Annotated in this window: 20 protein-coding genes; 15 read left to right on the top strand and 5 right to left on the bottom strand. The window is 64.6% G+C overall.

Features of this window, described 5'->3' with window-relative positions; all coding sequences use genetic code 11:
• Window positions 1-228: 228 nt before the first annotated feature.
• A complete protein-coding gene (locus tag U743_RS12240) occupies window positions 229-723 on the bottom strand; it encodes a hypothetical protein (RefSeq protein ID WP_052368076.1) in 495 nt (164 codons plus the stop codon).
• 382 nt (window positions 724-1,105) lie between these two features.
• Between U743_RS12240 and U743_RS12235 the strand changes: the two genes are divergently transcribed.
• From U743_RS12235 to U743_RS12225, 3 genes are all read left to right on the top strand, one after another.
• The gene (locus tag U743_RS12235; RefSeq protein WP_052368074.1) at window positions 1,106-2,371 is read left to right on the top strand and encodes a cytochrome P450; all 1,266 of its coding nucleotides are present in this window, start codon (window positions 1,106-1,108) and stop codon (window positions 2,369-2,371) included.
• Window positions 2,372-2,467: 96 nt separating this feature from the next.
• On the top strand, window positions 2,468-2,788 hold the full coding sequence (locus U743_RS12230) for a 2Fe-2S iron-sulfur cluster-binding protein (RefSeq protein WP_043768645.1): 321 nt from the start codon (window positions 2,468-2,470) through the stop codon (window positions 2,786-2,788).
• A gap of 205 nt (window positions 2,789-2,993) precedes the next feature.
• Complete coding sequence (locus tag U743_RS12225) at window positions 2,994-3,335, top strand: hypothetical protein (protein WP_043768644.1); 342 nt, start codon at window positions 2,994-2,996, stop codon at window positions 3,333-3,335.
• Between the two features lie 42 nt (window positions 3,336-3,377).
• Here U743_RS12225 and U743_RS12220 read toward each other — a convergent pair whose 3' ends face one another.
• A complete protein-coding gene (locus tag U743_RS12220; protein ID WP_198022024.1) occupies window positions 3,378-6,104 on the bottom strand; it encodes a LuxR C-terminal-related transcriptional regulator in 2,727 nt (908 codons plus the stop codon).
• Between the two features lie 445 nt (window positions 6,105-6,549).
• Between U743_RS12220 and U743_RS12215 the strand changes: the two genes are divergently transcribed.
• Together U743_RS12215 and U743_RS12210 are read left to right on the top strand one after the other, a co-directional pair.
• Window positions 6,550-7,215, top strand: coding sequence for a TetR/AcrR family transcriptional regulator (locus U743_RS12215; RefSeq protein WP_043768641.1), 666 nt, complete (start codon window positions 6,550-6,552; stop codon window positions 7,213-7,215).
• 4 nt (window positions 7,216-7,219) lie between these two features.
• Window positions 7,220-8,014: an SDR family NAD(P)-dependent oxidoreductase gene (locus U743_RS12210; protein ID WP_043768639.1), complete on the top strand. Its 795-nt coding sequence runs from the start codon at window positions 7,220-7,222 to the stop codon at window positions 8,012-8,014.
• A 35-nt stretch (window positions 8,015-8,049) separates the two neighbouring features.
• On the opposite strand, the gene truD is transcribed toward U743_RS12210, so the two are convergent.
• On the bottom strand, window positions 8,050-9,057 hold the full coding sequence (truD, locus tag U743_RS12205) for a tRNA pseudouridine(13) synthase TruD (RefSeq protein ID WP_043768638.1): 1,008 nt from the start codon (window positions 9,055-9,057) through the stop codon (window positions 8,050-8,052).
• Between the two features lie 374 nt (window positions 9,058-9,431).
• Here truD and U743_RS12200 point away from each other — a divergent pair, with 374 nt between their 5' ends.
• From U743_RS12200 to U743_RS12190, 4 genes are all read left to right on the top strand, one after another.
• On the top strand, window positions 9,432-10,652 hold the full coding sequence (locus tag U743_RS12200; RefSeq protein ID WP_156966428.1) for a porin family protein: 1,221 nt from the start codon (window positions 9,432-9,434) through the stop codon (window positions 10,650-10,652).
• A 13-nt stretch (window positions 10,653-10,665) separates the two neighbouring features.
• Entirely contained in the window at window positions 10,666-11,088 is a 423-nt protein-coding gene (locus U743_RS12195; protein ID WP_052368071.1) for a type 2 periplasmic-binding domain-containing protein, read from the top strand.
• A complete protein-coding gene (locus U743_RS19510) occupies window positions 11,081-11,707 on the top strand; it encodes a PDC sensor domain-containing protein (RefSeq protein WP_156966427.1) in 627 nt (208 codons plus the stop codon). Before U743_RS12195 ends, U743_RS19510 begins: the two co-directional genes overlap by 8 nt.
• A 112-nt stretch (window positions 11,708-11,819) precedes the next feature.
• Window positions 11,820-13,370, top strand: a complete 1,551-nt coding sequence (locus U743_RS12190; RefSeq protein WP_156966532.1) for a putative bifunctional diguanylate cyclase/phosphodiesterase — start codon at window positions 11,820-11,822, stop codon at window positions 13,368-13,370.
• Window positions 13,371-13,495: 125 nt separating this feature from the next.
• Here the strand turns inward: U743_RS12190 and U743_RS18180 are convergent, their stop codons facing one another.
• Together U743_RS18180 and U743_RS12180 are read right to left on the bottom strand one after the other, a co-directional pair.
• Window positions 13,496-16,810: an EAL domain-containing protein gene (locus U743_RS18180; RefSeq protein ID WP_052368069.1), complete on the bottom strand. Its 3,315-nt coding sequence runs from the start codon at window positions 16,808-16,810 to the stop codon at window positions 13,496-13,498.
• A 15-nt stretch (window positions 16,811-16,825) separates the two neighbouring features.
• On the bottom strand, window positions 16,826-17,689 hold the full coding sequence (locus U743_RS12180) for a transporter substrate-binding domain-containing protein (protein WP_052368067.1): 864 nt from the start codon (window positions 17,687-17,689) through the stop codon (window positions 16,826-16,828).
• Window positions 17,690-17,880: 191 nt separating this feature from the next.
• Between U743_RS12180 and U743_RS12170 the strand changes: the two genes are divergently transcribed.
• From U743_RS12170 to U743_RS12150, 6 genes are all read left to right on the top strand, one after another.
• The gene (locus tag U743_RS12170; RefSeq protein ID WP_156966426.1) at window positions 17,881-18,033 is read left to right on the top strand and encodes a hypothetical protein; all 153 of its coding nucleotides are present in this window, start codon (window positions 17,881-17,883) and stop codon (window positions 18,031-18,033) included.
• Between the two features lie 216 nt (window positions 18,034-18,249).
• Window positions 18,250-18,507 (top strand): hypothetical protein, encoded by a 258-nt coding sequence (locus U743_RS18820; protein WP_084191515.1) that lies wholly within the window; start codon window positions 18,250-18,252, stop codon window positions 18,505-18,507.
• A complete protein-coding gene (locus U743_RS12165) occupies window positions 18,498-19,547 on the top strand; it encodes an SAM-dependent methyltransferase (RefSeq protein ID WP_156966425.1) in 1,050 nt (349 codons plus the stop codon). Before U743_RS18820 ends, U743_RS12165 begins: the two co-directional genes overlap by 10 nt.
• A 4-nt stretch (window positions 19,548-19,551) precedes the next feature.
• Window positions 19,552-20,619 (top strand): MBL fold metallo-hydrolase, encoded by a 1,068-nt coding sequence (locus U743_RS12160; RefSeq protein WP_052368065.1) that lies wholly within the window; start codon window positions 19,552-19,554, stop codon window positions 20,617-20,619.
• Window positions 20,595-21,359 (top strand): hypothetical protein, encoded by a 765-nt coding sequence (locus U743_RS12155; RefSeq protein ID WP_156966424.1) that lies wholly within the window; start codon window positions 20,595-20,597, stop codon window positions 21,357-21,359. The genes U743_RS12160 and U743_RS12155 overlap by 25 nt, the downstream gene beginning before the upstream one ends.
• A gap of 14 nt (window positions 21,360-21,373) precedes the next feature.
• Window positions 21,374-21,628, top strand: a complete 255-nt coding sequence (locus tag U743_RS12150; protein WP_043768629.1) for a Smr/MutS family protein — start codon at window positions 21,374-21,376, stop codon at window positions 21,626-21,628.
• Window positions 21,629-21,632 lie beyond the last annotated feature (4 nt).

Raw genomic sequence — 21,632 nt, 5'->3', positions numbered from 1 at the left:
AGAGCGCAGGCGCCTGCTGCTCGGCAAGACGCGGGTTCTTCATGCCAGGATTGCCGCGTTCCCCAAGGCCGGCACGATGGATGGTCGTACTGTCGCCTGGAGCAGCTTCCCGCGGGCGGTCGTCCTCAGTGCCGCGCACCCTCCTTGCCATTGCTGCTATGCCTGCAAGGAGGGGCGCGCGGGCTTAGGCACCGTGCGGGGGCGGAATGCTCGTCGTCGTGATGGCGGCTATTCGATGTCACGTAGCCAGTTGGCGATGGCGTGTCCTATCTCGTCGGGCGAGTCTTCCTGGACGAAATGGTGGCCGCTGACCGTTACTTCCGTCTGGTTGGGCCAGCTGCGGCAGAACTCGCGCGCGCCGTCCACCAGAATCGCCCCTGGCTCTGCATTGATGAAGAGTTTCGGGACCTCGCTCGCCGATAACCATGCACCGTATGCCTCAATGTCCTCGATGACATCGGCGGGCTCGCCTGCGATCGGAAGTTCATTCGGCCATGTCAGTGTCGGTCTGCGTGCTTCGCCCGCGTCTGCGAAGGGGCGGCGATACTCCGCCATTTCCTCCGTGGTGAGGTCCCGGAGAATGGCGCCTGGGAGGATCGTTTCGATGAACAGGTTCTTATCGAGGATCATTTCGCTTCCGGCGTCCGATCGGAGAGCCTGAAAGATCTCGCGAATGGAGTCCGGCCATTCTTCCCAACTCAGAGGTTTGACGATGGATTCCATGTAAGTGATCCCGCGCACGCGCTCGGGCCTTTGTCGGCGCGTTATTCATCGTGCGCGACGCCTTGTGGTTTCACTCGCCGAGTAGCGAGCTTCCATGCCGCGTGCGGCGATGAAGTGAGTCCGCCTTCTTCGGCAAGCGACGGCCGGGCACTTATTTGGCCCTGTTGCGCCGCAACGCCGTCCACGATCGGCATATCAAGCTCTGCGAGCGGCAGTGACGGGCTCAGCGACCAAGTTGCCTGGTCCCGGGCTTCCAGATGCACCGATGCCTTCTCCCGCATACCTGACAAAAGAAAGGCGACGACCCGCGCTTCCTCATCAAAGATTCCTCTTAAACGATAGCCACAAGCCTCACCCGGGGCAGGGCGATACGGAGGAGACGATGACCGAAATCGGAGCCCAGCAAACGCTGGAAGAGGCCGGCGACGCCGGCGCCATACCGCTCGACTGGATCGACGTCAGCAATCCGGAGCTGTTCCGGGACGACGCGATGTGGGGCCTTTTTCAGCGGCTGCGGGCGGAGGACCCTGTCCATTACTGCGCCGACAGCCGGTTTGGCCCGTACTGGTCCGTGACCAAGTTCAAGGACATCATGCAGGTCGAAACCCATCCGGAGATCTATTCCTCGGATTGGCGCTATGGCGGTATCACGATCATGGACGACAACACCGTTGCAAAACTGCCCATGTTCATCGCTATGGACCCGCCGAAGCATGACGAGCAGCGCAAGGTCGTGAGCCCGATCGTGGCGCCGGACAATCTGGCAAGGCTGGAGGGGTTGATCCGGCAGCGTACCGCCGACGCCCTTGACGAACTCCCCGTCAACGAGACCTTCGACTGGGTGGAAAGGGTGTCGATCAACCTGACCACCAAGATGTTGGCCACGATCTTCGACTTTCCCTTCGAGGACCGGCATCTGTTAACCCACTGGTCCGATATCGCGACCACCCTGCCCGGGGCCGGTCTGATTGATAGCGAGGAGGAGCGGTACGTCGAAATGCAAGCCTGCGCCGAGTACATGACGCGGCTGTGGAACGCACGCGTGAATGCCGAGCCGGGGGCCGACGTCATCTCAATGTTGGCGCACTCTGACAAGACGCGTGACATGACGCCGGAAGAATTCCTCGGCAACATCTTCCTGCTCATCGTCGGCGGTAACGACACCACTCGCAATTCGATGAGCGGCGGCCTGCTGGCTTTCAACCGCTTCCCCAACGAATACCGCAAACTCTGCGCCAATCCGGAATTGGTCTCGTCGGCGGTGCCGGAAATCGTTCGCTGGCAGACGCCACTGGCATACATGCGGCGCACGGCGACTCAAGACACCGAGTTGCGCGGCAAGCGAATACGGAAGGGGGACAAGGTGGTGATGTGGTACGTATCCGGCAACCGCGACGAGGAGAGCATCGACGATCCGGAGGCGTTCATCATCGACCGCGCCCGCCCGCGTCATCATTTGTCCTTCGGCTTCGGGATTCACCGCTGCGTGGGCAACCGCCTCGCGGAACTGCAGATCCGGATCCTGTGGGAGGGGTTGTTGCAGCGCTGGCCCGATCCCATGCAGATCGAGGTGGTCGGCGAGCCCAAGCGGGTCGAATCGAGTTTCGTGAAGGGCTACGAATCCCTACCGGTGCGCATCAACGCCTGATCTAGCGCCTGTCCGCGAGTGTCCGCGTGCGGCCCGCGCGGGGCGCGCATTCGCTTTACGGGGCCAGATGGCGTCTACCGCTCCAAGGAGAGAGTAATGAGCAAGATTACGTTCGTGGAATTCAACGGCACGGTTAGAGAGGTCGAGGCGGTCGACGGCAGCAGCATTATGGAAGCGGCCGTGGGCAATATGGTGCCCGGCATTGACGGTGATTGCGGCGGCGAGTGCGCCTGCGCCACCTGCCACGTCCACATTGATCCGGCTTGGCGCGACAAGTTGCCGCCCATGAGTGATATGGAGAATTCAATGCTCGATCTTACCGACGAGCGCGACGAGCGCTCGCGTCTCGGTTGCCAGATCAAGCTTGGACCCGGGTTGTCGGGCATCGTCGTGCAGACGCCTTTGGGCCAGCATTGACCCGAGCCCGGTCCATCAAGCGAAGACAGCCGTTTAGAGCCAGGGGCGCACAGAAGGCGGCGCCGGTCACGCGGCATGTGATCCGCTATGACGGGCCTTGATGGACCAGCGGGTTGTTGATTTGCACCGCCGTGTTATGGCTTGAGTGAAGTGCAATCCATGTGAGCGTGAGACGCGTTGCGCCGATCACAAGGGAGATAATGTCGTGACCTTGTTACAGCTGACTTTCTTCATCTTTCTCGCTCTTGCCCTGGGTGGTGTGCTCATGGCGTGCCTTATCTTGCTCAAGTACCGGGTCCCGCGGGCGTTGAGCAATGGGCATGGCCTTCTGGCACTGGTGGCGTTAGCGATCTTTCTGGCAGCGAACCTGACAGCGGACAACGGCGCTTTGGCATGGTGGGCCTTCGGCGTTCTCGCCGCCGGTTTCCTTGGTGGAGGCTTCTTGTTCCGATTCCTGTTCAGGGACCGCGCGCCAATCAAGCTTATCGCCGGTCACGCTGCACTGGGGGTTACCGGCCTCGCGCTGCTCGGGCTGTCCGCTTTCTGAAGTCTCTAGCCAGGGGGGCTGAGTCCAGGGGAATTGCAGTGCTCAGCTGTCCAGCAGCCCGAGTTCACGCGCACGCGCCACAGCGGCAAGCCGGCTGGAGACCGCGAGTTTTCCGTAGATGTTGTGAAGGTGCCACTTCAGGGTCCCTTCGGTGATGAACAGTGAGTCGGCCAGCTGGCGGTTGCCTAGACCTGCCTGCAAGCGGGAAAGAATATGCAGCTCGCGGGACGTCAGGGGCTCGACGAGCGGTTGCTTCTCCTGGCTGCTTGTTGTCTGCGCCGCTTCTTCGGCTTCGCTTAGGCCGATGATGCCGGCGATTTGTTCGAGATACTTGGTTGTCGGGGAGTTTGGCGTTGCCTGGCAGGCTGATTGCAGATACTTGGACAGCAGGGGGCGCAGTGCTGCCCCCTCGTCGGCAAAGGTGCGCAGGTACCCCTCAGGCATCGCCAGCTTGAGCGCGTCAGAAAAAAGGGAGAGTGCCTTGCGCTCGTCGCCCGATTGATACAACGCCAGCGCCTGAAGTATCAGGATCTCGACCTCCTTCTTCTTTTGCCCGCTCTGCTTGGCGTGGCGCAGAATCGGTGCAAGGAGTTCACAGGCCTCTGCGTGTTTGCCCTGGAGCAGCGCGGTTCGCGCGTGTATTCGGACGGATTTGTCTTCCAGTGCACCTTGCAGAGCTTCCAGCGAGCTGCAGCCGGTCGGCGGCGAGTGCCGGAATTCCTGCCATACAGCTTCTGCTTGTTCGTGCTCACCGTGATGCAGAAGGAGCACCGCCCGTTCGGCGCCGAGTGCGATTGCCAATCGAGGCAGTCCGCGTCCGCGTGCCAATGCTTCGCCCTCGGCGAGGGTTTCCAGGGCGTCTAGCGCGGCGCCCTGCACATTCTGAATGCGGGCGAGTGTCACGTAGCCGACAATCACCGGGTCCGTCGAGCTTTCCTCGACCAGCGTTGAGAGGCCGCGATCAAGCGCGTGTCCTGCTTCGGGCAACTGGTTGAACTCGTACAGCAGTCCAGCGCGCAATGCATGGAGCATTGTCACCGCACGGGACCACTCGCCCAATTGGGCGTCGAGTTCCGCCACATACTCTGTGGCTTCGTGCAGTGCCTGCCGGTACTGGCCGCGCTTGATCAGGTTGGCGACAGCCAGCATGTGTCCCCACGCCAGAATGTATGGGGCGTCACACTGCCGCGCCAGTTCCTGGGACAGGCGGGCATGCTGCAGTCCGACATTGAAATCACTCAAGGACTTGGCCGAGAAAGCCAGTACGGCATGGGCTGCGCCTCGATCAAAGATGCTGGCATCGGGCCAGCGTGCGAGCCAGCGCTGCGTCCGTGTGTGGGCCTCTTCGGCTCGGTCTTGTAAGCCGGCCTCCACACATCGTTGCAACTCGATGGCTTCCTCGAGTTTGTCGGCCGATAGGGGGGACTGGTCGACAGGGGCGCTAATGCGTTGTTGCTCGAGTTCGCGGCGGATGTTCTCTGCGTCCGCGTGCTGTTTAACGAAGTCGAGCGACCAAGCTTGCCGCAATCGAATTTCCGGAAAGCGGGATAACTCGCTCTGCGGCAGTTTGTTGATCCAATGGAGATAGGTGGTATGTCGTCCGAAGTGCTGGACCATTACGCTTGCGTGCTCATCGATCAACGCGGCCGCGGTGTCGGGGTCTTCCGTGTCCAGCGATACCTCTATCGCGAGGTCGACGTGACCTTGTGCCGCCAGCCAGCTTCGGGCCCGGTCGCGCACTTCCTCAAGAAGCGGTCGATCATTTCGTTTCAGGTGCTCTAACAGGAAGTCGCGAACCAGCGGGTGCAGAGCATATCGGGGGTCTGCTGCGCCACTGCGGCTGATCGGGAGTGCGCGCTGGTCGAGTTCCTTCAGCAGGGTGCCGGCATCCGGCATATCGGTGGCGGCAACGGCCAGGGGCAGGGTGAAATTGCGCAGAACCGACAGGCGCAGCAGAAAATCCCGTATGCGCGGCGATTGTTGGGACAGGAAGGCATCGTTCAGGTAATCGGTCAGCGGTTGGGTGCCTTCTATGAGGCCGGCGAGCAGGTGATCCTGTGATGTGTGTTCCCCCTGCAGCGACAAAGCAACCAATCTGACGGCAGCCGGCCATCCCTGCGCGCGTCCGATTAACTGATCGATCAGCTCTTTGCGTGGTTCGATGCCATGCTGAGCCAGCATCCTCGAAATTTCATCCTGGTTCAGCGCCAACTGATCGGCGCTGAAGCGATGCAGGCGCCCTTCGAGCAGGGGCTTGCTGAAAGCTGCGCTCGGATAGGAGCGCCCGCTGAAAACCAGGACTATGCCGTTGGGTTGATAACGCAACAGCAGGCGCAGGGTTGATGAGGCGGACTGTTCGAGTACCTCATGAACATCGTCGATAAACAAGACCGTGCGGCGCTCGCGGGATTCGAGGTCGCTCAGTAGTGCCTTGACCATGGCCAATCGCCCTTCGCTGCCATAGCTGTCCAGCACAGAAGTCCCGGCCGCGGTGTCCGTCCTTCCCAGTGCTGCGGCGAGGTCCACAAGAAGTTGGTCGCCATGTCGATCATCGGCCTCTGCCGTGAGCCAGATCACGCGGTGACCGGAACTGGAGGCTTGGCGGTGCCATTGCGACAGTAGGGTCGACTTGCCGTATCCGGGCCCGGCGTGGACCACTACGATCGCCTTGTTTTGCGTCCAGATGGCTTCTGGCAGTTGCAGGCGGTCGCGAGGGAGCTCCCAGCTATGAGGTTCGCCGCCGGGCGGGGGGTCTTTCACGCCGTTCACTACCGTCACGTCGCTATACCCCGCCGGTCGGGAGCGTTGGGCCGGAGATGTAGGAACTCCAGTGCAGCGTCATGGTACTCCTGATCTCGATCGGTCGAGTCTCTGAAGGTGATGGATGGGGCCTTCCGTTGGAGTTCATTCGCCGCACAGGGTTGGCACCCGATTTCTCAGCCGTCGGGGTGCCTCTCGATGGCCCCTGGTTGGTTCTAATAGACGCCCCCACGCCGGCGAGTCGGCCGGATGGTGACGTACGCCAGCGTTCGGTAGATCTATGTGCGCCACTACGCTACTCCCGCCCTCGAAGTGCGTGAACCTCACAAAAGGAAGGGGGGGGGGCGATCTGGACCCCGTCAATCCCTATTGTCGGCTACCCGCTGATCAGTTCCACGCACAACTAGAAGCTGCTCCTGTTGACCAATGACCTGAAGTCAGTTATTAATGACCTATGGTCAACAGTGCCGCCGTTCTGAAGCGCGCCCATCACCCTGAGCAGCGGCAACAGCGCCGCGAGGCCATCGTCGCGGCTGGTCGGGAGTTGCTTCTGGCGCATGGCTACGATGCTGTGGGCATGCTGGACATCGCGCGCGCGGCGGGAGTCGCCAAGGGCACGCTCTATTTGTACTTCCCGACCAAGGAAGCCCTGTTCCTGGAACTGTTGAGCAGCGAGTACACCAGCTGCTTTGACGTGCTGGACGCGGCACTGGCGGCGATGACGGCACCGGCCGGCGCGGAAGCCGTGGCGGCTGCGGTTACCGAGTCGCTGACCGCGCATCCGCTGTTCCTCAAGCTCGTGGCGCTGCTGCATGTCGTGCTGGAGCACAACATCAGCCCAACCGAGGCGCGTCCCTTCAAGATGATGCTGCGCGAGCGCACCGATACTACCGGCGCGCGACTGGAGGGCTTGCTGCCGCAGCTTGCGGCGGGTGACGGGGCGCGGCTGCTGCTGAACGTCGAGGCGCTGGCAGTGGGCTGGCGTCACCTCGCCGAGCCCGCGCCGGTCGTCGCCGAGTTGCTGGCCGAGCCGCAGCTCGCCTTGTTCCGGGCTGACTTCGCGCCTGCCTTTCATCATAGCCTGGCCGCGCTGATTCGCGGCTGGCAGGACGAGGGTTGAGCATATGGCAAGCAAGAGACTGAACGGAAAGACCGCCCTGGTCACCGGTGCCTCCAGTGGCCTCGGCACCGATTTCGCGCACCAGCTCGCCGCCGAAGGCGCCGATCTGATCCTGGTGGCGCGTTGGCGGGAGTTGCTGGAGACGGTGGCAAGCGACATCCGTCGCGATCACGGCGTACACGTTGACGTGATGGCGGTCGATCTCGCCGACCCCGGCGCGCGCGAGAAGCTCGCGGCCGATCTGCGCGCCGAAGGACGCCCGGTGCAGGTGCTGATCAACAACGCCGGCTTCGGCGTTTTCGGCGATTTCCGCGACACGGAATGGGCCCGGATGCAGGCCATGCTGGAGGTCGACGTCATGGCTTTGACGCATCTGACGCGGCTCTTCGTCGACGACATGGTGGCGCGTGGAGAGGGCTACATCCTGCTCGTCGCTTCCACTGGCGCCTTTCAGCCGACGCCCACCTACGCTGCCTACTCCGCGGCCAAGGCCTATGTGCTGAGTTTCGGCCACGCGCTGCATTTCGAGCTGCGCGGTACTGGTGTGTCCTGCACCACCGTCTGCCCCGGTGTGACGGCCACCGAGTTCCTGCAGGTATCCGGCCAGCGCAAGACCTGGTATCACCGCCTGACGATGATGGATGCGCCGAGTGTCGCGCGCCGCGGCCTGCGTCGCATGCTGCGCCGTCGTCCCGAGATCATCCCGGGCTGGATCAATGCCTTCATGGCTTTTACGACGCGTTTCACGCCGCGACCGATGCTGGCGCGCATTGCTTGGCTGGTGATGCGCAACGAGTAGTGTCGATGTCCCAGCTGGGTTTCGGAAGTCTCCGTTTAGTGCGTCAGCTCGCGCACCACCACCGTGGCGTAGGCGCCCGGCGGCAGGCGGAAGTCCAGGGTCAGCACGTCGGTCTCCGGCCAGCTCCAGCGCAATTCGCCGGGTAGCAGTCGCAGCGCGCGCCGATACTGTTCCATGCCGGCGGACTCCAGGCCCGCCTTCAGCGTGGCGAAGGGGGCCAGCACGCGCTCCTCCAGCGCCCGCGCGGTGTCGGCCGTGGGCAGCGCGCCGCAGCCCCAGAGCGGGCCGGAGGGCGAGATGTCGCCGGCGGCCAGCCGTGCCTGCAGCTCCGGCGAGGCTGCCTCCGGCCCGAACCAGGAGCGCGAGCCGGCCAGACACCAGATCTCGCCATCCAGACCCTGATCCCAGTTGCCCTCGTGCACGCGGGCGTTCAGCACGGCGTTGAAGCAGTGCGAGCGAGCGGCCGACAGCAGCATCGAGCGGGTGTTGCGGTCGACGCGCCGGCCGGCGAACATCGCCTCTGCCCGTGCCACATTGGCACCGCCGAGGCCGAAGCGCTGCTCGCCGTAGTAGTTTGGCACGCCGCGGTCGCGGATCGCGGTCAGGCAGTGCTCGGCCGCCGCGGAGTCGCCCTGCACCTCGCGCAGGGTCAGCCGGAAGCGGTTGCCTGCCAGTGCGCCGCGCTTGAGCTTGCGCCGGTGACGGCCGCGCGGGGTGATTGATACCTCCGCGTGCGGGAAGGCTGCCCAGTCCGGTGCCTCGCGGCCCGGTAGGTGGATCGTGAAAGCCTGTGTCGTGACCGCATCCCGGTCCTTGATTCCGGCATAGCCGACATCCACCGGATTGACGCCGGCGAAGCGCGCCAGCTCCTTGGCGAGCCAGTCGGTATTGGTGTTGCGCTTGCGTACCTCCAGCCACAGATGATCGCCGTCGCCGTCCGGGGCAACATTGGGCAACTCCTCCACCACGAAGTCCTCGGGGCTGCTGCGCAGTCGCGCCTGCAGGGGTGGGCGACCGTGCGCGTGGGCTAGGGAATCGGTCAATGCGAACGCAACCGGGGCGGGGGTGGTGTCATCCTAGCCGCGCTTCCACTGAGCCAGTCGGGCCGGATTGGGGGCTCAGGGTCCAGTTGGACGGTCCCATTCGCCCCATTGCCCGCCCGAAGGGACCGTAGGTCGGCCTTGGTTGTTTCATGGTGGTGCATGGCGCAAGCTGAGGGCGGACCTGCGGGCGTGCTGCGGGAAGGTCGTCTCGACGGATAGGGAGGAGGCGCTGTGCTGGAGAAGCCGAGTGGCGCACGTTCGCCTGAGCGATCCGAGTGCAAGCTCGAAGACGCAATGGTAGCTGTGCCACCGCGTGCTTTCGTGGCAGTCTGCCGCTCGACCGTCACGGCGCGAGGAGACGGAGGCGCTCCAGCATGGCGGCAGCAACGATGACGACAACACTTCAGGTGGCCGTCGGACTATGTTGCGCGGCCGTAGCGTGGATGCCGGAAGCCGCGGCTGAGCCGACCCTGAGCTTCGATGGCTTCGGCACGGTCGGCGTGGTGCACTCCAACGAGGACCGGGCTGACTTCGTTTCCAATGTCTTCGCCCCCGATGGAGCCGGCCATACCCGCGACCTGAGCCCCGAGGTGGATAGCCGGCTTGGCCTGCAACTCGGTTCCGAATTCACCCCGCGGCTGTCCGGCATCGTGCAGGTCGTGGTGGAGCAGCGCTACGACGATACCTACAAGCCCACCCTGGAGTGGGCGAATATCCGCTTCGACGCTACGCCGCGGCTGACGCTGCGCGCCGGGCGCATGGTGTTGCCGATATTCCTCGCCTCCGAATACCGGAAGGTGAGTTTCGCCAACCCATGGGTGCGACCGCCGCCTGAGGTCTATCAGACGGTCCCGGCCACCAATTTCGACGGCATTGCGGCAAGCTACCGGCGGCGCCTCGGCAGCTACGACAACCATCTTCAGCTGGTCTACGGCGGTAAGGATACCTCGACCCCCGGGGGCGGCGAGATAGAGACGCGCAACGGCTTCACCATCGCGAATACCATCGAGCGCGGCGCGGGGACGCTTTTCGCCAGTTACAGCCGGACGCATATCACCGCCGATGGCTTCGCACCCTTGTTCGATGCCTTTCGTTCCTTCGGGCCGGAGGGCGAGGCGATTGCCAACCGCTACGACGCCGACGACACACCCCTAAATATCCTGAGCGCGGGGGCACGCTACGACCCCGGCGACTGGTTCGCGATGGGGGAGTTCGCGCTCCGCGAGAGCCGTACCTTCATTGCGGATTTCCGTGGCTGGTATGTCACCGGCGGTTATCGGCTGGGTGCCGTTACACCCTACCTCACGCTGGCCAGGGTTTGGGTCGCGAGCAACACCAGCGATCCGGGGCTGAGCAATCCGGAAGCCCAGGGTTTCAATGCCGCGCTCAACGACTTGCTCGGCAGCGCGGCGCGGCAGAAGAGCATTGCCCTCGGCGCGCGATGGGATTTCGCGCCCAGCATGGCCCTGAAACTGCAACTCGATTATCTGGACCTGGATTCCGATTCGAGCGGCGTGCTGGTCAACCCGCAACCCGGTTTCCGTCGTGGCGGTTCGGCCACCTTGGTCAGTCTTGCGCTCGATTTCGTGTTCTGAGATGGCGAGCCTATTGAAATCTCTCGCAGTCGCAGGTTTCGGGCTTCTGCTGAGCGCCGCGACGACGGCGAGCGCCGCGGATGTCGTGGTGGTGGTCTCCAGCGATAGCCCGGTTGACTCGCTGAGTCGTGCGGAGCTCGCGGACGCCTATCTTGGACGGGTGGTCCGCCTGCCGAGCGGCGAGCCGCTGCTCCCCCTCGACCAGGCCGAAAGCAGCGCCGCCTACGAGCGCTTCTACGAGAACTATCTCGGGCGCACACCGGCGCAGATCAAGGCGCATTGGTCGCGCCTGATCTTCACCGGTCGCGGGCGGCCGCCGCCCTCGCTGCGCGATGTCGAGACCTTGGCGGATCGCATCGCCGCAACGCCGAATGCCATCGGCTATATGGATGCCGAGCGCGTGGGCGATGGCTTGCGGGTGGTGCAGCTTGAGTAGTCCGGAACCCGAAACGCCTGCCAGGCGCAGCCGATGGCAGCTTCTGGTCGAGCCGCCGGTGCTGTTCACGGCGATCGGCTTGCTCGTGCTGGCGGTTATCTGGGGCGCAACCTTGAACCTCGCCGCGAAGGAGCACGCTGCCGCGCACCGCACGGCGGCCTCACTCGCCACGGATGTGGCGGATACCTACGAGGCGCAGGTCGTCCGTGCCCTGCGCGAGATCGATCATGCCTTGAAGCTCGTACGCTACGAGTTGATCGATCGTCCCGGCGATGCCGCCGCCTCCGATGTCCTGGAGAATCTGGCCGAGCAGGATCTGCTGCTCCCCTCCTTGCTGTTCACGGTCAACGTGCTGGACGGCGAGGGGCGGGTTGTTGCCAGCACCGAAGGGGGAGCTGAGCCAGTGGATGCTGCCTTTGCCGAGCTGCTGCAGCGCGCGCGAAGCGCCGATGCCCTGGGTGATCGGCCAGCCGCGCCGGGAGGCAGAGGATGGAGAGTGGCGGCTGCGCTTCGCACGGGCGATTGCCAACGGCGACGGCGTCGATTCCGGCGCCGTCGTGATTTCGGTGCATGCCGGTTATTTCGTCAGCGGCTACGAGCCGGCGGCACTTGGCGATGAGGGCGTGCTCGGCCTGCTCGGAACGGATGGCGTTTTCCGCGTGCGGCGCACGGGTGATGCTCTGTCCGCCGGCTCGGCGATCGATTCAGGAGCCTTGATCGTCGAGGAGGGCATGAGCGAGCAGCCGGCCGAAGTCCGGGTCAATGCCTGGGACGAGGTCCGTCGCTACACCATTGCACGCAAGCTCTTCGAGTTCCCGCTGGCCATCGTGGTGGGCTTGTCGGAGGAGGAGCAGCTGGCCCCGGCCGAGCGGCTGGAGATGATCTACATGTGGCGTGCTGCTGCGGCGAGCGCGGTTGTGCTCATCGTCGTGGCCCTGCTCGGCTTCATGAGCTGGCGCCTGCATCAGGCGCGTGCCCGGGTTCTGGCGGAGCGCATCGCCCACGCCGAGCGCGTCGAGTATCTGGCCTTTCACGACAATCTCACCGATCTGCCGAACCGGGCCTTCTTCAGCCATCTTCTGGGTCGGGAGATGCAGCAGGCACGGCGTCATGGGCGAAGCCTGGCGCTGTTGTTCCTCGACCTGGACCGTTTCAAGAACATCAACGACTCGCTCGGACACGAGGCGGGCGACGAACTGCTGCAGGAAATGGCGAGACGCCTCGCCGGCTCGGTGCGCGAAAGCGATGTCGTGGCGCGTTTGGGCGGCGACGAGTTCGTGGTGCTGCTGCCGGAAATCGCCACGCGCGGGCAGGTGGTGCCGGTGGCGGAGAAGGTGCTCGAGGCGGTGGCTCGGCCGATGACGCTGGTCGGCCAGGAGTTCCGGGTCACGGTGAGCATCGGCGTGGCCGTCTTCCCCGGTGATGGCGAGGACGAGCAGACACTCATGAAGAACGCTGACGTGGCGATGTATCACGCCAAGAGCCGGGGCAAGAACAACTATCAGATCTATTCAGAAGAGCTGAGCACGGATTCGCTGGAGCGGCTGGCACTGGAATCCAGCCTGCGCAATGCCCTGGAGCGCGGCGAGCTGCGGCTGTTCTATCAGGCCAAGCGCAGCATGGCCGACAACAGCCTGACCGGCATGGAGGCGCTGCTGTACTGGCAGCATCCGGAGCTCGGCCTGATTCCGCCGCGGGAATTCATCACTCTGGCCGAGGAAACCGGGCTCATCATCCCCATCGGTCGCTGGGTGCTGCGCACGGCTTGCCGGCAGAACGTCGCTTGGCAGGAAGAAGGCCTTTCGCCGCTGAGCATGGCGGTGAATCTGTCCACGCGTCAGTTCATCGATGAGGGTCTGCTTGAGGATATCAAGCGCGCGCTGAAGGACACCGGCATGGATCCCAGTCTGCTCGAGGTGGAGGTCAGCGAGAGCATGGTCATGCGCGAGCTCGATCGCACCATTCGCATTCTCGGTGAGATGAAGCAGATGGGCATCCGGGTGGCGATAGAGGATTTCGGCACCGGTTATTCCTCGCTCAGCACGCTGCAGCAATTCCCCTTCGATGCCATCAAGATCGATAGGTCCTTCGTGCGCGACGCGGTACGCAGCGCTGAGAACGGTGATCTCACCGACGCGATCATCGCCATCGGCAGGCAGCTTAGCCGTACGGTCGTCGCCGACGGCGTCGAGACCGAGGAGCAGTTCGCCTTCCTGCGCAGCCACTTGTGTGACGAGTTTCAGGGTGGCTATGGCGACGAGCCGATGGCCGCGGAAGCATGACCCGCTGACGCGTTGAGCCGTTAGCGCGGTCGGTGGGCGGGACGCCACAGCCGCCCGCGGGGCTCATGCGGTCGCGGTGCCTTCACGAGTTTTGCTCGCGACCCATCGCGGCCGAATGGCTTTACCTACATCGTAATGCGCGTACGCTCGGCCGGTAGCGGAAAGGTGGGGCGCTCGGCCAGCAGCGGCTGGAGCTCGTCGCCAGGAAGTGGGTAGCTGAAGTAGCGGCCCTGGCCAATGTGGCAGTCGAGTTCTTGCAGCACATCGCTGATCTCGATGGATTCGATGCCCTCGGCGACGACGTCGGCGCCGAAGGCACGAGCCAGCTCCAGTACCGTGCGTACGATGTCGTGGCTGTAGCTGTCGTCGAGGAGCTTCATGACGAAGCCACGGTCGATCTTGATCTCGTCGAAGGGATATTTCTGCAGGTAGAGCAGTGAGGAGTAGCCGGTGCCGAAGTCGTCCAGCGACAGGCGCACGCCGATGTCGTGCAGGGCCTTGATCTGAGTCTTGAGGTTGTCGGATTCTCGCGCGAAGACGCTCTCGGTGATCTCCAGCGCCAGCAGCTTGCCGGGTAGCGCGAATTCCTTCAGCAGCGCACGGATCTTCTCCGGCAGATCCGCCGTCATGAACTGCACCAGCGAGACGTTCACCGCCACGCGCACGGGTTCGACGCCGGCGTCGAGCCACTGACGCAGCTGCCGGCAGCTCTCGCGCAGGATCCAGTCGCCGATGGGACCGATGAGCTGACTCTTCTCAGCGATGCCGATGAAGCGGCCGGGCAGAATCATTCCATGGCGCGGATGATTCCAGCGCAGCAGTGCTTCGCAGCTGTGGATCCGGCCGCTATCCAGCATGACTTTGGGCTGGAAGTGCAGCTCGAATTGCGCCTCCTTGAGCGCAATGCGCAGCTCGCGAGTCAGATCGATGCGCTGGGTGTCCGCGGTGTCCAGGGCGTGGCTGTAGGCGATCCAGCGCATCTCGGCGGCGTCACGGTGCTGGGCCAGCGCCAGCTCGGCCTCCCGCAGCAGGGAAGCGACGGGGCGTGGCTCGGTGCCCAGCTCGGTATAACCGAGGCGCGTGCCGACGTCGATATCCATCTCGTCGAGGGGCAGCGGGCGGGAAAGGCTATCAGCCAGGCGCTCCAGCAGCGCTTCAAGATCGTCTCCTGCGGCGGGTTGCAGGAAGAGCACGAACTCGTCGCCGCCGGTGCGTCCGGCAATATGGTCGGATGGGGGCTGCCCTTGCAGTCGCTCGCCAAGACTGGCGAGTACGCGGTCACCGGCCTCGAAGCCGAGGGCGTCGTTGATGTCGCGCATGCCGCGGATATTTACTGCTACGAGCAGTGCTTCCGCCGGCCAGCCGGCATCGCTGATGCGCGCTTCCAGAGCGCGGACGAAGCCGTTGCGGGTAGGCAGGCCGGTGAGGCTATCCTCGAAGGCCATGCGCTCCAGCTTGCGCTCGGCCAGCTTGCGCTCGGTGATGTCGATGTGCATGACCACGGCGCCGTGCTCGATGCTGCCCGGCTCGCCGGGCACCAGCCGGTTCATCGTCACCCGGAACCAGCGGAATTGCTCCGGTGAGTGGCAGGGGTATTCCATGGCGAAGCTGGCGCGTGCGCCGCTCAGGACCTCGCGAAGGCCTTTGGCCACTGCGTCGGCCTCGTCGGCACAGTCGCCCTCGGAGGTCTCGCAGATGCGCAGGTAGTTCGCGCCGACGCCGAAATCTTCACCCTGGAAGGCGTTGTCCTGTGCGAAGCGTCGCCACTGCTCGTTGACATCGACGATGACGCCCTCGTGGTCGATGAGCGCGATATGTGCCGGCAACGAATTGATCAGTGCCCGCCGCGAGTCGAGCAGTGCGCTCAGATGGTCGCGCGAGCTGCTGAGCTCCGCCTCCCGGTTGCGCAGCTTCTGGATCAACTCGTTGCGCCCGGTCACATCAAGCAGATAGACCGCGAGTCCCTCGTGGGTCGGGTAGGCGCGGAAGCTCAGCCATTTGCCGAAGGGCTCGTAGTAGTCCTCGATCTGGACCGTCACGCGCTCGTCCATGGCGCGCCGGTAGGCAGTCTCCCAGACGGTGCCGATTACTTCCGGGAAGGTATCCCAGAGCGTCTGGCCGATGACGTCCTCGCTCCGGCGTCCGGATATCTTCTCGGCGGCGGGGTTGGCGAAGATGAATCGCCAGTCCCGGTCCAGCGTGAAGAAGGCGTCGGTGATGCTGGCAATGGTCTGGCGCAGATTCTTCTCGAGCTGGGCGGCCTCGTCTTCGGCTTGCTTGCGCGCCGAGATGTCCTGCAGCGCGCCCTGCAGGCGGACGATGCTGCCGCCGTCGTCGCGCACCGGCTCGCCCACGGCCCGCACCCAGACGCGCTCGCCTTCGGCGGTGAGTATCTGGAACTCCTCGTCGAAGGCGGTCCCGCGCCGGATGCAGGCAGCATAGAGGGCAAGGATGCGCCTGCGGTACTCGGGCGCGAAGAAGCCCTCCGCCTCTTTCCGTGTCGGTGAATAGCCCGGCGGCATGCCGTGGATCTCGGCCATGACGTCGGACCAGAGCGGCCGGATGTTGGGCGGATCCAGTTCCACCGACCAGGCGCCCAACCGCGCGATGCGCCCCGCCATATTGATGAGTTGGGCCTGCGATTGCGCCGTGCTCTCAGCTTCCCTGAATTCGCTGATGTCGGTGATGACTGCGCCAATGCGCGTGACCTTGCCCTCGGCGTCAAGGATCGGGTAATAGCGCGCGAGGATTGGGCGGTAATGGCCCTCGCTGTCGCGGCGCAGGGTTTCTAGGCGTTGTGATCTGCCGTTCAGGCAGCGCTCGAGGGCGGGGCGGATTCTCTGCTCGAAATCCTCGGCGCCGATGATCTCGGCGAGCAGCCTTCCCTGGATGTCCTCGCGTTTGCGGCCCACCCAATGGCAGTAGGCGGTATTCACCCAGATGCAGCGGAATTCGTTGTCGCAGACGCCGCAGAGGTCTTCGCTGCCCTCCAGCAACTCCTGGAAGGCGCTCACATGCTCATCGAGTTGTCGCCACTCGGTAATATCCTGAACGGCGCCGTACAGAAGGCGCACATGGCCGTGATGGTCTTGCTCGGATTCGGCGCGCTCCTGGACATAGCGGAGCGTGCCGTCCGGTCGCCGCAAGCGGAAAACGAAGTCGCGGCTGGGGCCTCCGGCAAGAAGACTGTCCAGGGCCTCGCGCATCATCGGCAGGTCGTCGGGCTCGACCATCTCGAAGAATCGCTCCACGTCGGGCGCGCCGTCCTCTGGTGCCAGGCCGGTTATCCGGAAGGTTTCCTCCGTCCAGATCATGCGCAGCGTTGCTGGGTCCACCTCCCAGCTGCCGATATGTGCGAGGCGCTGCGAGGTGGCGAGCATCTGGTCGTGTCGCCGCAGCGCGTGCTCTTGCTTGGCGAGCTTGCGGGTGCGTGCGCCCACCCGCAGCTCGACGAGCTAGAGCCCGGCGGCGAGCAGCAGCGCGGTGAGCAGCAGGCCGAGTAGCGCCCACCGGGCCCAGTCGGGCAGAGGGCGTTCAGCGTCGCGGGCGTCCATACCCAGCCATCGCTGCAGCAGCGCGTGATACTCGGAATCCGGATCTGCCTTGAGGGCGGCGAGCCGCCGGTCGAAGCCGGCGCTTGGCTCAGCGCTTCGCGCGGCCTGCGGGCTGAAGGCATAGCGCAGTTCGGCGGGCTGCAGCAGGATGGGAGTAGCCACGACGTCGAACTGCGCCCGCATGTGGTTGCCGAAGTCGCGATTGACGACACCGGCGTCGACGTCCCCCCTGGCCAGCGCGGCAAAGACGGCCTCGTAGCTGGGCACAGCGACGAAGTTGGCCGGGATGTCGAAGCGATCGAGCAGCGTGCGGATGCCCTCGGCTCCGTCGACGTTGACGCTGCCCTCGAGCACGCCCACGCGCCGGCCGCGCAGATCGGGGATCACCTCGATATCGACGCCCGGCGCGGCGTAGACGCGCGACCAGCTGACATGGACGGTCTCCTCGCCGAAGACGATCCGCTCGCGCCTTTGCTCGGTGACTGCCACGTCGACAAGGACATCTATGTCACTCGAAGCAAGCTCGGACAGCAATGTGTTCCAGTCGCCCGACACCCATTCGACGGAGCGGCCCTCCGCAGCGGCAATGACGCGCGTCAGCTCCGGCCAGAAGCCGGTCGGCGGCTCGCCCTCCGCGAGCTGGATCTTGGGTGGGTTGTGATAGACGCCGACACGGAGCGGCGCATCCCCGGCAAAGACGAGGTGAGGGAGCGCCGCCAGCATTGCTGCCGCGGCGAAACCGATGCCGGCCCTGCTGCCGCTCATGCGCGTGTCTCCTGCTGCGCTTATCTTTCTTCTGTCCTGGTCCGGTCCACGCGGCGCATGCCGTCGCGGAGGCCTTGAGCCCATGCGCCAAGGGCTTGACCCGAGCATACGCTGCGTGAAGGCGGGTGCCCAGGGGCGGCGCCGGTCGTGGCTGCCAAGCGATGGGGTGTGCCCCGCTGGCGCTGCTGGAAGTGAAGCTGGGAGATGCACTCGGCATCGGCCACCTCATCGCCTTCGGTATCGGTGGTGGTGGCATTGTGGGTGAGCAAGGCTTTGCCGTGCTCGCGGATGGTGGGGAAGTAGCGGCTGCTACCGAAGCCGGACAAAAGCAATCCCTTTTCTGACCATCGTCGCGGCCGGAGTCGACATCGTGCAATCTCTGGTCTCGACGATGTGCTTAGCAGGCGTGAGTGCGATGGAAGCAGCAGGTTTCCCCGTGCTTTGCGCGGTCGTTGCCTTTGCGGCCAGGGCTGCATCTGTTTACGCCCGATGCCGGTAAATCCCAGGACTGGCACTGCGCGCACTCCTGCGCCAAATAGGGCACGGCGGTCAATCGCAACATGTTCTTCTTTTTCCCGTTCCAGAATCTCCTTTCGCTGACCGTCGTTCCCGCAGCCTATGTTTCGGTAGCCTTCCTTGAGACGGTCCCGCTCCGGGGCCTGCTGACTTTGGCGAGCCTGCAGGCAACGGCGCTGATGGCGCTTATGTTGCCGACTACGATGCAGCGCAAGGCCGGCCATGCCGAGCCCGTACGTACAACCAGTGCCCTGTTCCGTGGCCTCCGCGCCGCCCCTGAGAAGAAAAGACAATGGACCTGATAGAAGCCTGCGAACGCGGTTGGATCCCCGACTCCCTGTCCCGTGCCGGCATGCGCCGGCTCATCGGCCGACGCCTGGTCGATGAGGCCAATACTGACGGTGAGACGCGCGCGGAGCGTCTGCAGGCCTTCATCGAGGGCCTGCGTGCCTCGCCGATCGCCATCCATACCGCCGACGCCAACGCCCAGCATTACGAAGTGCCGGCGGGCTTCTTTCACCAGCACCTCGGGCCGCGGTTGAAGTATTCCTGCTGTCTCTATCCAACCGGCGGCGAGTCGCTGGCCGAGGCCGAGGAGGCGATGTTGCGTCTCTATGCCGAGCGCGCCGGTGTGGCCGACGGCCAGCGGATTCTCGATCTGGGCTGTGGCTGGGGCTCGCTCGGACTGTGGCTGGCCGAGAACTATCCGTCGGCCCAGGTCGTGGGGCTGTCGAACTCGCACGGCCAGCGCGAGTGGATCATGGCGCAGGCCGCTCAGCGCGGGCTGGACAATCTGCAGATCGTCACCGGCGACATCACCAACTTCGATTTCCCGGCCGATGGGCTGGAAGCGGGCTTCGACCGCATTCTCTCCATCGAGATGTTCGAGCACATGAAGAATTACGGCGCGCTGCTGGCCAGGCTGGCGGGCTGGCTGCGTGACGCTGACAGTCGGCTCTTCGTGCACATCTTCGCGCACAAGCTGCTCGCCTATCACTTCGAGGACAAGTCGAAGGATGACTGGATGACGCGCTACTTCTTCAGTGGCGGCACCATGCCCTCGGAGAACCTGCTGCTGCATTTCCAGGACGATATGAAGATCCTGCGCCAGTGGTGGGTCGACGGCCGCCACTACGAGCGCACCGCCAATCACTGGCTGGCGGGCATGGATGCCAACCGCGACGCTCTCCTCGCCACCTTTCGCGATTCCGACTACCGGGCCGAGCCGGAGGTCTGGTTCCAGCGCTGGCGCATGTTCTACATGGCCGTCGCCGAGCTTTTCGGCTACGACAAGGGCCAGGAATGGGGCGTGGCGCACTATCTCTTCGCGCCGCGCCGATAGCAGCATGACGCGCCTGGCGCTGCTGCTGCCGGCGTTGCTGCTGGGCGCCTGCCTGGCGCCGCGCTGGGACGCCGAGCCGGATGCGCACTTCGACGGCCGCCAGTTCCGTAATCCGGGAGCACCCTTCGATGTCGGCTTCACGGATCTGCTCCGCTTCTACGCCACGCGCGAGCCCGGAGAATGGCGCCGCAACATGGCCATCGCCCCGGGCCCGCCGCCGCCACAACGGGTGGGCGAGGGCGAGTTGCGGCTGACCTTCATTAACCATGCCACTGTGCTAGTGCAGGCTGACGGGGGGAATCTGCTCACCGATCCGATCTGGTCCGAGCGTGCCAGCCCGGTTTCCTGGGCTGGGCCGAAGCGCTACCGGCCGCCGGGCATCGCCTTCGAGGACCTGCCGCCCATAGACGTGGTGATGATCAGCCACAATCACTACGATCATCTGGACCTGCCCACGTTGCAGCGTCTGCAGGCGGCCTTCGATCCGCTTTTCGTAGTGCCGGCCGGCGACGATGTCGTGCTGCGTCACTATGGCATCACGCGCGTGATGGCCCTCGACTGGTGGCACTCCGCGAAGCTGCCCGGTGGCTGCGCGTTGACGGCCGTGCCGGTCAAGCACTGGTCCGGCCGCCGCCTGCTGCCCTCGGGCCGCAACCTGAGTCTGTGGGCCGGGTATGTCATCGGCACGCGCGGCGGCCCCGTCTATTTCGCCGGCGACACGGGTTACGGTGATCACTTCGTGGCCACGCGCGAGCGCTTCGGCCCGATGCGTGCGGCGCTGCTGCCCATCGGCGCCTACGAGCCGCGCTGGCTGACGGCCTATCAGCACATGGCGCCGGTCGAGGCGGTGCAGGCGCACAAGGACCTTCTGGCGCGGTTCAGCCTCGGCATCCATTATGGTGTCTTCGAGATGGCCGACGACGGCATGCACGAGCCGGCCGCCGCACTCATCGCTGCGGCTCGCGCTGCGCTGCCGGATCCGACCCGCTTTCCGCCCGCCGCCGAAGGGCAGCACTACGAGATTGAACCGCTCAAGGAGCCCGCCTCATGTCCCTCACCCGTTCCCTCCTGATGACCGTTGGCCTCTTCGCAGCCGCGGGCAGCGCCGGCGCCGAGACCAAGGACGCCGTCTTCTTCGGCTATGCCTACAACGCTGAAAGCGGCGAGTACCTCTACACCGAGCGCCACCAGCAGCGCATGGAGGGGCGACGCTGGATCGAGGGCAGCATCGATTACTACGACGCCGAGGGGGAAAAGCTGGGCCGCAAGAAGATGGATTTCCGCGCCAACCCGTATATCCCCGAGTACAGCCTGGAGCTGGAAAGCGGCTACGCCGAAGGCATCCGCGATGTCGGCGAGAAACGCGCGGTGATGTGGAAGCGCCCGGCCGGCGGCGGCAGCGAGCAGACCGAGACGCTCAAGGTGCGCGACGCCATGGCCGCCGACTCCGGCTTTCACAGCCTTATCTACGACAACCTTGACGCCATTCTCGACGGTGAGACCAAGAAGTTCCGTTTTGCGGTGGCCGGAAATCTCAGCGACTACAGCTTCCGCGTGCGCAAGACCGGCGAGACCGAGTTCGAGGGCCGCTCCGCGGCGGTGCTCAAGGTGGAGGCGGCGACGCTGCTGCGCCTGATCGCGCCTTCGCTGCAGCTGACCTACGACCCCGAGAATGGCCAGCTGCTGGAGTACCGCGGCCTGAGCAACGTCCACGACCCGGCTACAGGCGAGCCCTTCGAAGACGTGCGGATCAGCTATTACAGAAAGCCGCCGGAGGATGCCACCGGCGTGCCGGAGGAAGCCTACGAGTGACGCCGCTCTAAGCCATGGCCAAGCTCGTCGTCGATCTGCATCCCGTCGCCCGCGACGGCAGCGCGATTGATGCCGAGCTGGCGCGGGCGCTGGATGAGGCCGAAGCCAAGCGTATCCGCACGGTGGAGATCATCCCCGGCAAGGGTAGCGGTCAGCTGAAGAAGCGCGTTCTGCGCTATCTGGACCGGCCCGACATCAAGCGCCGTTACCACCGGCTGGAGAAGGACAGCCGCAACTGGGGGCGGCTGTTTCTCCATTTCCGTTTCTAGGCAC

This window comes from Algiphilus aromaticivorans DG1253, from assembly GCF_000733765.1.
Taxonomy (GTDB): Bacteria; Pseudomonadota; Gammaproteobacteria; order Nevskiales; family Nevskiaceae; genus Algiphilus; species Algiphilus aromaticivorans.
This window is presented reverse-complemented; position numbering and strand designations above follow the sequence as displayed.